Consider the following 14436-nt stretch of genomic DNA (forward strand, 5'->3'; position numbering starts at 1 on the left):
AAAAATTTTAGGAGGTTATTGAATGACTAAAAAAGTCCATCCATATATCCCAAATATGGTATCAGAAGTAAAACAAAAAATGTTAGAAGAAATCGGTGTAAATTCGATAGAAAATCTATTTGAATGTATTCCTAAAGAACTTCGGTATCAAGATGATTTGAATATTCCAAAGGCATTAACAGAATACGAATTACGACGTCATATTGAAGGTTTATTAAATAAGAATATAAGTTCAACTGAATACTTAAATTTCTTGGGAGCTGGATGTTCGCAACATTTTGTACCGGCAGTGTGTGATGAAGTAAATCAACGGTCTGAGTTTTTGACAGCATATGCAGGCGAGCCCTACGAAGATCATGGTCGCTTTCAAGCTCTTTTTGAATATCAAAGTTTGATGGCTGAGTTAGTAGATATGGATGTTGTAAGTGTACCAACATTTGATTGGGGCCAAGCTGCTTCGACGGCTATTCGAATGGCTAGCCGTGTTACCAAAAGAAATAAAGTGTTACTTGCGAATACTGTTTCACCAGAAAGAAGAAAAATTATAACAAATTATGGTACTCCACAATTGTCGTTTAGTGGGGTGGCGTTTGATATTAATACGGGGTTATTAGATTTGGAAGATTTAAAAAGTAAATTATCCGATGAAGTGGCTGCCATTTATTTTGAAAATCCATCTTATTTAGGATTTATAGAAACTCAAGGACAAGAAATTTTTAAATTGGCTAAAGATTTCGGTGTATTAATTGTCGTTGGAGTAGATCCCATTTCGTTAGGTGTTTTAGTACCGCCAAGTCACTATGGTGCTGATATTGTATGTGGGGATTTACAGCCTCTAGGCATGCATATGAATTATAGTGGCGGTCAAGCAGGGTTCATTGCTACACAAAATGAGGAAGTCTTTATTAATGAATATCCTTCAAGATTATTTGGGATTGTTCCTACAAAAAAAGAAGGAGAGTATGGCTTTGGTGATGTAGCATATGAACGGACATCCTTTGCTTTACGAGAAAAAGGAAAAGAATCCGTTGGTACACAGACGGCATTATGGGGCATTACTGCTGGTGTATATCTCTCTTTGTTGGGACCTGATGGGATGTATGAAGTAGGACAAACAATTATGCAAAATAGTCAATATGCAGTGCAACAGTTAAATCAGATTGAGGGGGTAAATGGATCGCGTATTGTTTCTACATTCTTTAAAGAATTTATTGTTGATTTTAATGATACAGGCTTAACAGTAGCACAAATTAATAAAGAATTATTAATAAGAAATATCTTCGGTGGGAAGGATTTATCAGAGGAATTCCCAGAGTACGGACAAAGTGCATTATATTGCGTAACTGAAATTCATACAAAAGAAGATTTAGATTATTTAGTAGCCGCAATTAAGGAAATTGTAGAGCAACAATAAGTGAGAGGAGAGAAGATAACTGTGAAAAAAATAAAAAGATTAGCGTTGAAAGTAGATTTTCATCAAGCGAAATGGAATGAGCCCATTATATTTGAATTACATCAAGCTGGTGAAAGAGGGGTAGAGATTCCTTTAGCTTCAGAACAGGTTGTAAAGGCAGTTGGTGATGGCCTCTCTACACTTCCTCACAACATGTTACGTGCTAATAAGGTGAATCTTCCCGAAATAGCGCAAGCTCGTGTGTTACGCCATTATGTTAGATTATCACAAGAAACACTAGGCTCAGATTTTAATGTAGAAATTGGCCAAGGCACATGTACGATGAAATACATTCCTAAAATAAATGAGCTATTAATTCGAAATCATAAAATAATGGAGTTACATCCATTACAGGATATCAGTACCGTGCAAGGAATGCTTGAAATTATTCATAATTTAGATTTAGCTATGCGAGAAATATCAGGATTAGACTTTTTTTCATTTCAGCCAAGTGGAGGAACGCAAGCCTTATTTGCGATGGCATCTATCGTACGGAAATATCATGAAGCACGTGGAGAAGGGGATCAACGTGATGAAATTATTACAACGATTTTTTCACATCCATCGCAAGCTGCTACAGCTGCAGTAAAAGGATATAAAATCATTACCTTGTATCCTGACAAAGATGGCTTCCCGGATATTGATAGATTGAAGGAAGTACTTTCTGAACGGACTGCAGGTTTTGTTGTTGCTAATCCAGAAGATACAGGGATTTATAATCCTAAGATTAAAGAATTTACAAAACTTGTCCATGAAGCAGGTGGAATTTGTTATTACGATCAGGCCAATGCAAATGGCTTATTAGGCATAACAAGAGCGAAAGAAGCTGGATTTGATATGTGCTTTTTCAATTTGCATAAAACATTTGCAGCACCACATATGTGTGGTGGACCAGCGACAGGTGCATTAGGTGTTACGAGAGAGTTAAAAGAATACTTACCTGGTCCAATCGTTGAGAAAAATAAAGAGGGTTATTATTTAAATGATACTTTGACACATTCTATTGGAAAAGTAAGGGCCTTTCATGGCGTAGCACAAACTATTCTACGATCGTATGCTTGGATTAGATCCTTAGGGCCGTCTGGTTTAAAAGCTGTGGCACAGACTGCTGTGTTAAATAATAACTATCTATATAGCCGTGTTCAGAAAATTCGAGGAGCAAGTGCACCTTATGTAAAAGGGCAACGTTTAGAGCAAGTACGGTATAGTTGGGAGCAGTTGACACAAGAGACAGGTATAACGACAGAAGACGTCCAACGAAGAATGACTGATTTTGGCTTACATTATTGGACAAGTCATCATCCTTATATCGTCCCAGAGCCATTCACATTGGAGCCGACAGAGTCTTACTCCAAGGCAGATTTGGATGAATATATTGCGGCTCTTGAGCAAATTTCCAGAGAAGCATATGAAACACCGGAAATTGTTAAGAATGCCCCATATAATAGCACCATCCATCAGCTAGACGAACAAGATTACTTGGATAACCCAGATAAATGGTGTCTTTCGTGGCGTCTTTATCAAAAGAAGACCCAAGAAGTGAATGTCCTGAAATAAATTATTTGTCTAGTTATAAAACTATAGCTGTGTGGGAGGCAGTTGATGAATAAAGATGCATTTTTCGATAGTTTAGCAACTAAAAGAGTAGTAATCACTGGAGCAGCAAGTGGTATTGGGCTAGCTACAGCAAAACGGTTTGTTGCTGAAGGAGCAAAGGTAGTAATTCTAGATATAAATAAGGAAGCCATTCAAGCTACGCTATCAGAAAACCCAGGTATTTTCGCAGGTTTTTCAGTAGATGTTAGCAATGCAGAACAAGTGAATGAGATATTTAATAAAATCGTAGAAAAGATGGAGGGAGTAGATATATTTATTGCGAATGCTGGCATTAGTGTTCGTGCAAATTTTCTAGATATTTCACCAGAGCAGTGGAACAAAGTGATAGATATTAATCTTACTGGCGTGTTCTATACAAGCCAAGCAGCTGCTAAATTAATGATACAACAAAACGCTGGTGTCATCTTGATGACAGCTTCAACCAATGGGATAACAGGTCACCCCTATTATGCTGATTACAACGCTTCAAAAGCAGGAGTCAATCTATTGGCTAAGACAATGGCACTAGAGTTGGCTCCGACGATTCGTGTCAACACAATTTGCCCAGGATATGTCTTAACGCCAATGCAAAAGGCTGAGTATACTCCAGAAATGTTAGAGCAAGTAAATGCCGGTATCCCGTTAAAGCGACATGCACTACCAGAAGAAATTGCAGCCCTATATGCATTCTTGGCTTCAGATCAAGCAGCTTATATTACCGGTCAAAATATTTCGATAGATGGTGGAGAACTGGCATAAGCATGGTAAAACAAAACCGACAAATGCCTTTTGTTAGGGAGCTCGGTTTTGTTTTTCAAAACAATAATGATCCTGATGAAAACGCTTTACTACATGATTATCCGTTTCACCGAACAGTATGATAAGTGGGTTATGTGAAAACAAAAACTAAAAGGTAGATGGAGGCGTAAGGATGAAAATTAACTTATTGAAATCTGGATATGTAGTAGCCATATTTATTATAGTGTTAACACTTCTAGGATGCGGACAAAAATCGGACAAACAAGTAGCGACTAGTACAGAATCGAATGGAAATAAAGAGATGCAATTGGTGAACGACGGAAAATTAACATTTGCCATGAGTGGATTATTAAAACCATTAAATTATAAAGAGAATAATAAATTAGTTGGTTTTGATGTTGAAATAGGTGAAGAAATTGCTAAGCGTATAGGTCTTGAAGCCAATCCTGTAACCAACCCATGGGAAACGATAATTCAAGGTTTAAAGGGCCATAAGTACGATGCCATTATCGGGAGTATGACAGCAACAGAGGAGCGTGCGAAACAAGTAGATTTTTCAAAACCATATTATATTTCAGGTGCCCAAATTTTTGTGGGGGAAGATAACACTACTATTCAAGTAAAAGATGATTTAAAAGATAAAAAAATTGGTGTAATGCAAGCGAGCACATATGAAGAGGATGCAAAACAATATACATCATCCATTAAACTTTTTTCTAGTGATATTTATGCTTTACAAGATATCCCAACTGGTCGTCTAGATGCAGTGATAACAGATCGTATTGTTGGTTTGTCCATTATGAATGAGACAGGATTAAAGGTAAAAGCTGTAGATGACGTAATCAAACGAGAAGAAATCGCAGTTGCGGTGAATAAAGGAAATGAAAAACTCCTAGAAGCGATTAATCAAGCTATTGCTGATATGGTTGAAGATGGAACTTACGAAAAAATTAGTATGAAATGGTTTAATGCTAATTTACTAGAAAAATAACTTTCACTATACTTTAACGTTGGAGTGATGTTATGGAATTTATAGAGAAAATACTCTATATATTTGAGAAGCATGGGATTGAATTTTTAAAAGCTGCGTGGATTACGATTGAATTAACTTGTGTGTCCTTAATTATTGCGACAATGATTGGTTTATTATTTGCTTTCTTTAAAGTCTCAAATATGAAGATTCTAGAAAAAATCGCAGATGTTTATATTTTTATTGTTCGTGGAATGCCTTTAATTGTTCAATTAATGTTCTTATACTATGGGATATCGAGTGTATTTGTCCTTTCAGATTTTACAGCTGGCGCATTGGCGTTAGGAATCCATTCTGGCGCATATATCGCAGAAATCTTTAGAGGTGCCATTCAATCCATTGATCGAGGGCAAGTGGAAGCTTCACGCTCATTAGGAATGTCATATATGCTGCTTATGAGGAGAATCATTTTACCGCAGGCATTTAAACGTTCTATACCCTCTTTATGTAACCAATTTATCATAGGTTTAAAGGACTCTTCTTTAGTCGCCTATATAGCTGTTTCAGAATTGTATAATCATGCATTATCGGCTCAAGCCTCCAACTATATGCCACTTGAAACATATTTCGTAGTGGGTATCTATTATCTGATTCTCGTTTTAATATTTACTCTTATTTTCAAAAAGGTAGAAAGAAAATTAGATGTAGGAAAGAGATGATAAGATGATTAAAATAAAGAATTTACAAAAGTCATTTGGTGATTTGCAAGTCTTAAAGAATATTACATTGGACATTCAATCATCACAAGTGGTTGTATTAATTGGCGCCAGCGGATCGGGAAAAAGTACCTTGCTTAGATGTATGAACTTTTTGGAGGTGAAAGATGCTGGTACAATTGCCATTGATGGAAAGGAGATTAATGCGGAAAAGGATAACTTGAATTTGATAAGGCGAGATATGGGGATGGTTTTTCAACACTTTAATCTATTTCCTCATCTATCCGTTATTCAAAATATTATAGAGGCTCCTGTACAAGTGAAGAAAATCAAAAAAGAAGTGGCGATTGAGCGAGGACTAGCATTACTTCAAATGGTAGGGTTAGCAGATAAAGTAGATTATTATCCAGATCAATTATCAGGAGGTCAAAAGCAAAGGGTAGCAATTGCTCGTGCTTTAGCTATGGAACCCAAAATCATGCTTTTTGATGAGCCAACTTCAGCACTCGATCCTGAACTCGTAGGAGAAGTTTTAGAAACGATGAAAAAATTAGCGAAAGAAGGGATGACTATGGTTGTTGTCACTCATGAGATGAGTTTTGCTAAAGAAGTGGCTGATCGTGTTATCATGTTATCTGAAGGAGAAATTATTGAAGATGGTTTGCCGACGGAAATTTTTACTAACCCTAAACACGAAAGAACAGCTAAGTTTTTACAACAAGTTTTATGAGGAATTGATAGACATATACTCAAAAAATACTGAAAATTCAGAAAGTGGGTTGTGGATGTGTTAAAAAGCTATGAGACAGTCTTAGAGGTAACAAATAACTTAGTACAGGTTGAGAGTGTAGTAAACACTCGGGGTGAAATTGAAATTGCCAATAAATTGTACAACGAGATTGAAAACCTAGCATACTTCAAAAATAATCCTAGTCAAACTTTCATCTCACAAACACGAAATGATGATATTGAAAGATATAATGTTTTTGCTTATGTTAAGGGGACCAAAGGTAAATCCAATAAAACCGTTATATTAATGGGGCATATTGATACAGTTGATATTGAAGATTATCATCATTTAAAAAGTAAAGCTTGCTCACCAAATGCATTAAAAGAGGCATTGAAAAGTGAACACTTACCTGATTTAGTGATGGAACACGTACATTCTGATAATTGGCATTTTGGTCGAGGTGTACTAGACATGAAGAGTGGTGTTGCTAGTCATTTTTATCTGTTGAAGTATTATGCTGAACATCCTGAAGAGCTTAATGGCAACCTTGTGTTTTTCGCAGAATGTGATGAGGAAGATAGTTCGAATGGTGTTTTATCAGGTTTACATGACTTAAAGAGATTGAAACATGAACAGGGCTTTGACTATGTTGCTCTTATCAATTCGGATTTTGTAGCGCCACGTTACGTTGGAGATCCCAATCGCTATATTTATAAGGGGTCTGTCGGGAAACTGTTACCTTCTTTTTTGATTATAGGTGCAGAGACACATGCTGGGTCAAGCTTTGAAGGGTTAGACCCGAATTATTTGGCTGCTGAATTAACTTCCCATATAAGTTATAATCCTATTTTTTGCGATCTATCAAAAGGTGAAGCACCGATGCCACCCGTGTCATTAAAACAAACGGATTTTAAACCAACTTATACCATTCAGACAGCATTATCTACTTATGTGTATTACAATTTCTTCATACAGTCGTGGACACCAAGGCAAGTATTATCCTTGCTGAAAGAACAAGCAAAGATTGCATTTGATCAAGCATTATTAAAATTGAAACAACGACATAAAATCTACTGTGAACTAAGTAACAGTCCGTATGTTGAACTGCCTTGGAAAACGAGAGTCATTTTGTATGAAGAAATGCAACAGCAATTAGTCGCTGAGTACGGTTCAGAATTTACGAAACATATGCAGAAATTTAAAGAAAATTTACTATTAGATGAATCATTAGATGTAAGGATGTTTTCTGCTAAAGTAGTGGAAGAGGAATGGAAATGGATGAAAGACAAGAGTCCTGCTATGATTCTTTTCTATTCCTCATTGTATTCGCCTCGAATAGATTTAGATGATTCAAACAACAAAGAGGCAAATTTAATACATGCATTAGATCAGGCAATTAAAAACGTACAACCATTTTATCAATACCCGATAACAGCCAAAAATTATTTTCCTTATGTATGTGATATGAGTTGTGTGTCTATTAATGATGATGAAAAAGGGATTGAGGCCGTTATGGATAATAATCCAAGTTGGGGCTCGAAACATTTTGTAGATTACGATGCGATAAGAGAGCTAAATATTCCTACTATTAATATAGGGCCATATGGTTATGATGCTCATAACCGTTACGAACGTGTTGAACTCGATTATTCGATGAAAATAGTACCCAATATCACAAATGAGGTTATAAAAAATCTAATAAATTAAATGGAGTAGATTGGTTCGCAGTGAAATGAGATGGTTGAATTAATATAAAAGCTGATTTCCACAATGTATAGGGGAAATCAGCTTTTTTCATCAAATTATATTGGATTTTTTTGGAGAAAATAATCCTTAACGGTGCTTGTTTTACTGAAAAGTAATTGAAATAACTATCTACCGATGCAAGTTCTCGTCAGGATATTACGTGACATTTAAATACTTTTTTGATTACTTAGCCCACTTGAACCATCGCGCATGACCATCAGGACGTTCCATACTACGGATTGATGTTATTTCTCCTTGATTAATAAAATCTTGATGCAGTTGCATATCAAATAAATTGTTATAACAATGGTAGAGAGGTCGTTCCATACTGATCTCTTTTAACTTTTCAATTAGTTCAATGCGTAATTCCATTGGGATTTGATTGGCCACATGCGTATGATAAACAACTAACATCGCATCTTCATTAATATCTCTACTAATATCTTTTATAAGTTTAATAGCATCTCCTTTAATCAGTTGTAAATCAAGCTCTTTTAAAATAGGGAGTGCTTGATTTAACAATATTCTTCGCTCTTCATGCTCTGGCCAAATTAATGCTTGGAGCCATCGGAGCTCTTCCTCATTATGAATGTCAATAGGATTTAAATCGATACCAACTCGCTGACAAACAACTGGCGCATTTGAAATGGAAGCTGGAAGCGGTTCTCCTCGATTTTCTGAGGACAAAACGAAAGCACTATTTGAATTGTTTATACGAAGCTGTTGATTATAGCAATAATTGTATTGATCCATTCCAAGTTGAAGCCCTGCACTTGCCCCGATTTCAATGAAGGCTAGTGGTTTTTGATGGCGTTCATAAATTTCTGTCATCATCGGATAAAGGTAAGAACAACGGCGAATTTCATTTGTCTGAACAAGTTTTTCTTGAAATAAAGTCTTCAACTCTTCTGAATGGGATAAGACGAATGCTTTAAAAACAGGATACACTTCATTTATTGCTTTAAGTGTTGTCGTTAAAGATGGATAAAAATGAACTAAATCGTCGTTTGATGATGACAGCAAATAATGAACACCAGCTAATAATAAATTAGGTGCAGGTTGTCCTTGAGGTATAAATATAGCAACTTTTAATAGTTCATCATCATCAGCAATCCTATTCGCTAAATGTTCATACAACGGACTTGAGTTTTCACATTCATTTTTTGCAAAAGCACGGAATTGGTTACTTAATTTAGCTAACATACGATTCTCCCCTTTGTGTAAAAGTAATCGATCTAATTTTAGTTTATTGTTGTTGGATAATTTAGTAAATTAAATATAGCTAATGAAATTGATTAAAAAGATTAATGAATGGGGTGGAATTTTGGATTATAAATGGATACATTCTTTTGTAGTAGCCGCTAAATCTTGTAATTTTAGAATAGCAGCAGAAAAACTACATTTATCGCAGCCAAGTATTACAGTTCATATTCATCAGTTGGAACATTTCTTAAATGTAAAATTATTTAAACGTGAAAAAAATCGTGTGCAATTGACGGAGGCAGGGCAGGTCTTTCTAATAGAAGCTCAGCAAATCATTCATCAATGGGAAAAAAGTATTGAACGTTTTCAGTTAGCAACAAAGGGAATCGAAGAAAAGCTAATTATTGCAATGACTCCTTTAATGGTGGAAACGGTATTGCCCCATGTTATCTATCAGTTTATCAATGAAAATCCTAACATTGAAATATCGATTCTAGTGGAGGATTCTGCAAAAATTGAGGATTTAATAAATAGTGATAAGGCGCATATCGGTATTTCCTTATTGCCAACACGTTACCGCCATTGGCACCAAGAGCTTCTTGTAGAGAGTCCTCTAGAATTGGTCATTCCCTTGGATGCTTTCGATGATGAGACAGGAGCATATATTGATTATGAGGAATTATTTCAAACCTACACTTTATTTACACACCATCATCCAACTATTTGGGAGGATTTATTACATAAACTACAGGAAAAATATGTAGTGACCAAGCAAGTGTCCATATCCCAATCCTATGTGGTAAAGCGCTTAATAAAAGACGGATTAGGTATGTCATTTTTACCACGGATGATTGTGAGAAAAGAACGTATGGAAGGGAGGTTCAATATCGTTCCCATCGATGAATTAGCATTACCAAGTATTCCTGTATATCTTTTTTATAAGGATTCAGTACAAATTCCAGAAGAGTTGTTATGTTTATTGCAGACGAGGGATTATTTATGAAATAATTGTCAACCATTTCGAAAATTACTTATCGACCTCATAACTTTATTAATGGTTCATATGTGAAGTCATTTGTAAAACCTATGCTATTTAAGTGTATCTTCGTTCCGATTGGGTAAATTTCTGGACTAGGGTTATCCATTGTCAGGCTGCTAGCAGAAAAATTAGGTGGAAGTGCAACAGCCAAAATAGAAGATGGCATGATTGAGTTTTTAGTGTGTATAAAAAAGAATTTGTAATAGTAGTAGCCAAGAAGCTTATTGCAATTTGGCTACTACTATTACATATAACGTTTACAACAATGTTATAACCACTGTGGAAATATAAAACTATTTATGGTAATTATAGTATATGCAGTAATGGTTATGTTGGTGGCGAAATAATCATGATTATACTGATTTTTAGTATAAGGAGAGAGTGCTAATTATGGATGCCAATCTTATTAGTAGAATTGAATCTTTTTTGAACAAAAGTGAGTTCAAAGGGTTTAAAGGAATACCAGCAACCGACGAAGAAATTTTGAATGCTGAACAAGTATTAAATGTAAAGTTTAACAAAGAGTATGTACAATTTATTAAATTATTTGGAGGTGCATGTGTCGGCTTAAGTATACATGCGTTTAATAACGGAAGTTTTATTGGGAAAAGTACTGTAGTCGAACTTACACAATGGTTTCAAAAAGATGGGGAAGATACAATCCCACAAGAATTAAAAGGTGCCTATGTTATTTCAAATGATGGCTCAGGGAACCCAGTTTTAATGAATGAAGATGGTAATATATTTATCTTTTGGCATGATTCATGGGAAGTGGAATTACTACATAACTCCCTGCAGGAAATGTTACTGAAATATTTCCCACAATCAGGAGGTTATTATGTGTAAATTTACTAGTATGACAGATACATGTTAAAGGTTATTTAAAGCCCTTGTAGATAGGAGAAAAGAAAATCTTCTTAATGGATGAATTAAATCATATTTTAGATAAGATTCTAAGAAACTGATAACACACATACTAGTTGAAAGAATAGTCTGACTTACAAAAAAATAAGAATGGGTGTAGTGATGTTAAAAAGGTTTAGCTGGAAGAAAAACGATATTCATTCAATACAATTAAAAGAGAATTTATTCATCATTGCTCAATTAATAGAAAGTCCATATGTTGCATTTTTTAATATTACGAGTGAAAGTAATAATTTTGATGAGAAGCCACTTGACCTAAATGATTTAAAACCTTTTGGGGTATGTATGGTTTTAAAAGATTTTTTTAAAAAGTGTTCTGTCGGAAAGGTAAGAGATGTAAAACCTTACTTGAATATCCCTATACCCGAGATCTTTATTAGTAGTGACAGGGGACAGTGGGGAAATCGATCGGAATTTAGTGATGATGAACTTATATATAATTTGGTGAGAATTGATCCAGCAGTAGGAGATCAGGGTATTATGGGGAATGAAATTGTTCACTATAATATTGACAGGAAAGATCCAAATATTTTGAATAACTATGAAATTACTGGATATAACACTGGTTACGAATTTATACGTCGCTTAATTTTATCGATTGAGAATAGCCGTTGGATTGACCCATTAAAAGAACAACGATTGCTTGGCAGAGATAACTATCCGTTAAAAACAGTAGAAGAAATGTGGCGCTCTGGGGTTCCGAAGTATATCAAAGGAGGAAAAATTGTGAAGAAACTTGATTCTGAATTCAACTATCTAGAGGATATGTATGAAGATTCTTTCTTTCCATCATTTTTAGTCGATAAACTTAAATCTCATATTGTGAATGTAGTACATTTTATTGAGGAGAACACTTATACAGTAGAAGAGATTCAGGGAAGATTAGACGAAATGACTATAGCAATCAATGAGCTACAGAATGAGTTTTATGAAAATGACAGTGAAATTGAAACGTTTGCACGGGATTCAATTGGATTAACTGTAGAAAAGATTTTACATTATTTTGAGATTGATATCGATATTGAAGAAGCTCTTAGAGAACGAGATTGGTGAAAATACGTTTGTTGACATTTGATAAGGTCTCCACTTGGTTATCCTATTATGAGAGAGAAAGTTCCTGATAAATATTATTTTTGTTGTATGAATGTTCTAAATTAGAATAGCGCTCTTCGAAACTCTGGTTTGGTCTGAAATGGTATTAATGAACCTGGCAACGTTCGGCTGGCTTTGATTCGGGTGATAGTCAAGCAGGACAACTGTATATTTATGCTGTATTCAGCGAAAAGCTTCTTCTTTACGATTTGCTTTAATACGAAAACATACTGACAGACTGTGTTAATGCAGCACGGTCGTCTTTGAGAAGGATGTGAGAGAACAAGATGCACTGGGAGAGGTATTTGCTGGACGACAAAGCTCCTGTTTCCGATTATGCTCATTTGGGCGTGATAGAGGGGACTCGGAGAACGGAGAACTTTGATCTTGCAACATTGGAAGAAGATACTCGGATTGTTGCATTATCGACACCTCTGAAGAAATTCAAGAAGAAATATGTGAATTATGAATCGTTAGTCGGTAATCAAATGGTAGAAGGTATTTACCTCACTGATCTAGATGAAGAGCGATTACAAATATTTTCTACATTGCCAAATCTAAAGTACTTGCATATTTCCTCTGGTAAGATGGGGAATATCCCCAATTTGTCATGTTTACATAGCTTAGAAGTGTTGATTCTGGCAAATTTGCCCCAAGTAAAAAATTTGAACTTTCTAATAGGGTTACAGAACCTGCAAACATTATATATCTTTGGTATGAATCACTTGTACGATTTAACGGCGCTTGCCACTTTATCGAATTTGAAGGAATTAAGTCTTAATCATGGACGAATGAGCGGGACTGGAAAGCCAGTCAAAAGCTTTGAGCCTGTTGGAAAATTAGTGAAATTAGAATATTTATCTTTGATCCTAGTATTAGAGAATAAGAGCCGAGATATTACGCCTATTCTAAAATTGAAAAATATAAGAAAACTTCATCTATTGCCACGATACACAAAGGGAATGGCGGAAACAATTACAACCAGTTTTCCCAATTTGCTAAACAAACAAGACTTTGGAGGTGGCCAGAAAAACGATGATGTACATTGAGCGATGGTGGGGAGAATATATCGGTGGAACCGATGATACATACACTTTGATCGACTATTTAGTTGACAGAGAATTTGAGTCGGATATTCCAACTGAAATAAACGTTAAAAATATTTTGCAAGACTTTCAACTAAATAATACTCGGGAAATTAAAGACTTACGCCAAACGAAAGACATTTACTATATTATAGAAAAAGAGTTTTTTCAAGATATAGGCTGTGTAATTAATTTGTTGATAGATGTTACGGCTATTATTCTGGAATGTCAAAAAAACGGTAAGGTTCATCTGACGGATTTAGCTGGCGGTATCATGGACAAAAATGCTGTTATTACTTTAAAAGTGGAAAAAGAAGAAATGGCTTTTTTGAGGAGAGTATTGGAAGATTTTATTCATCACCCTTTAAGTTATGATTTGGCGGAGTTTTGCCCGGAAGATGATATGCGAGAAATTGCAAAGGTATGCAAGGAGATTTTAACAGAGCTAGAAATGTAAAATCACAATTAAAAGCAACGGAGGAATGAAGGTAATAAACAACAAGAAATCGCCAGGTTTTTGAGCCATCCGTCTGTTGGATGCATTGGAACTAGGTGGTTGGAACGTTTGATGGAACATCCGCACCTAAATCAAATTTTAAGTTAACAATCGATGCCTGTTATCTACGAATCTTTCAAGCAGGTGGGATTGAGTTGCTACCTAAGACAATCGAAGATGTGCGGGGAAAAGTTAACTAAATTAGAGGAGAGAATTAGTGTTTTGTGATCTCCAAGTCGAAACAAGTGTGAAAAATATACTGAATATTTAAATGAATTAATAAACAAAGTGATGCTATTTATAAAGCAGTTAAATGATAAAGAGCAAAATTCTTAGTAGATTTAAGATAAAATAAGCAAAGTAGTTGAATTAGCCTTTGTTTTTAAATAAATGAAGGGTGTCTATACTTGCAACAAATCTAATTGATAAATGATAGTAAGGGGAATAAAACCATTAAAAAGGGTTTATTGCGCTTTGTTTTTGCAACTCAGTATGGAAATTACAATAGAACTTATATTTTAAGAGATGAAAGGTAAGTTTCTTGAATTTAGGCTCATCACCATAACTTGGGGTTGACCACAAAAAATTCAATAAATTTCCATTAAAGTATAGAAAAAAAGTGAAAAC

At 35.1% G+C, this 14436-nt stretch carries 13 protein-coding genes; 12 read left to right on the forward strand and 1 reads right to left on the reverse strand.

Annotation, left to right across the window (positions count from 1 at the left end; genetic code table 11):
- Positions 1 to 22: 22 nt before the first annotated feature.
- The 7 genes from gcvPA (at position 23) to AMS59_RS11070 (ending at position 7931) form a co-directional block, all read left to right on the forward strand.
- Entirely contained in the window at positions 23 to 1414 is a 1392-nt protein-coding gene (gcvPA, locus tag AMS59_RS11040; protein WP_053483807.1) for an aminomethyl-transferring glycine dehydrogenase subunit GcvPA, read from the forward strand.
- A 21-nt stretch (positions 1415 to 1435) separates the two neighbouring features.
- Complete coding sequence (gcvPB, locus tag AMS59_RS11045) at positions 1436 to 3010, forward strand: aminomethyl-transferring glycine dehydrogenase subunit GcvPB (RefSeq protein ID WP_082337464.1); 1575 nt, start codon at positions 1436 to 1438, stop codon at positions 3008 to 3010.
- A gap of 45 nt (positions 3011 to 3055) precedes the next feature.
- Positions 3056 to 3808: an SDR family NAD(P)-dependent oxidoreductase gene (locus AMS59_RS11050; protein WP_053483809.1), complete on the forward strand. Its 753-nt coding sequence runs from the start codon at positions 3056 to 3058 to the stop codon at positions 3806 to 3808.
- A gap of 172 nt (positions 3809 to 3980) precedes the next feature.
- Positions 3981 to 4799 (forward strand): ABC transporter substrate-binding protein, encoded by an 819-nt coding sequence (locus AMS59_RS11055; RefSeq protein ID WP_053483810.1) that lies wholly within the window; start codon positions 3981 to 3983, stop codon positions 4797 to 4799.
- A gap of 32 nt (positions 4800 to 4831) precedes the next feature.
- Complete coding sequence (locus tag AMS59_RS11060) at positions 4832 to 5497, forward strand: amino acid ABC transporter permease (protein ID WP_053483811.1); 666 nt, start codon at positions 4832 to 4834, stop codon at positions 5495 to 5497.
- Positions 5498 to 5501: 4 nt separating this feature from the next.
- Entirely contained in the window at positions 5502 to 6224 is a 723-nt protein-coding gene (locus AMS59_RS11065) for an amino acid ABC transporter ATP-binding protein (protein WP_053483812.1), read from the forward strand.
- Between the two features lie 57 nt (positions 6225 to 6281).
- Positions 6282 to 7931: a M20/M25/M40 family metallo-hydrolase gene (locus AMS59_RS11070; RefSeq protein WP_053483813.1), complete on the forward strand. Its 1650-nt coding sequence runs from the start codon at positions 6282 to 6284 to the stop codon at positions 7929 to 7931.
- Between the two features lie 222 nt (positions 7932 to 8153).
- Here AMS59_RS11070 and AMS59_RS11075 read toward each other — a convergent pair whose 3' ends face one another.
- Positions 8154 to 9173: a DUF2332 domain-containing protein gene (locus AMS59_RS11075; protein WP_053483814.1), complete on the reverse strand. Its 1020-nt coding sequence runs from the start codon at positions 9171 to 9173 to the stop codon at positions 8154 to 8156.
- Between the two features lie 121 nt (positions 9174 to 9294).
- Between AMS59_RS11075 and AMS59_RS11080 the strand changes: the two genes are divergently transcribed.
- From AMS59_RS11080 to AMS59_RS11100, 5 genes are all read left to right on the forward strand, one after another.
- Positions 9295 to 10176: a LysR family transcriptional regulator gene (locus tag AMS59_RS11080; RefSeq protein ID WP_053483815.1), complete on the forward strand. Its 882-nt coding sequence runs from the start codon at positions 9295 to 9297 to the stop codon at positions 10174 to 10176.
- Positions 10177 to 10602: 426 nt separating this feature from the next.
- Positions 10603 to 11058 carry an SMI1/KNR4 family protein gene (locus AMS59_RS11085; RefSeq protein WP_053483816.1) on the forward strand — a complete coding sequence of 152 codons (456 nt, stop codon included), beginning with the start codon at positions 10603 to 10605 and terminating at the stop codon, positions 11056 to 11058.
- Between the two features lie 759 nt (positions 11059 to 11817).
- Positions 11818 to 12189 (forward strand): DUF5713 family protein, encoded by a 372-nt coding sequence (locus AMS59_RS11090; RefSeq protein WP_053484147.1) that lies wholly within the window; start codon positions 11818 to 11820, stop codon positions 12187 to 12189.
- Positions 12190 to 12533: 344 nt separating this feature from the next.
- Positions 12534 to 13277: a hypothetical protein gene (locus tag AMS59_RS11095; protein WP_199777726.1), complete on the forward strand. Its 744-nt coding sequence runs from the start codon at positions 12534 to 12536 to the stop codon at positions 13275 to 13277.
- Entirely contained in the window at positions 13264 to 13770 is a 507-nt protein-coding gene (locus tag AMS59_RS11100; RefSeq protein ID WP_053483818.1) for an imm68 putative immunity domain-containing protein, read from the forward strand. Before AMS59_RS11095 ends, AMS59_RS11100 begins: the two co-directional genes overlap by 14 nt.
- Positions 13771 to 14436 lie beyond the last annotated feature (666 nt).

The organism is Lysinibacillus sp. FJAT-14745, assembly GCF_001275675.1.
Lineage (GTDB): Bacteria > Bacillota > Bacilli > Bacillales_A > Planococcaceae > Lysinibacillus.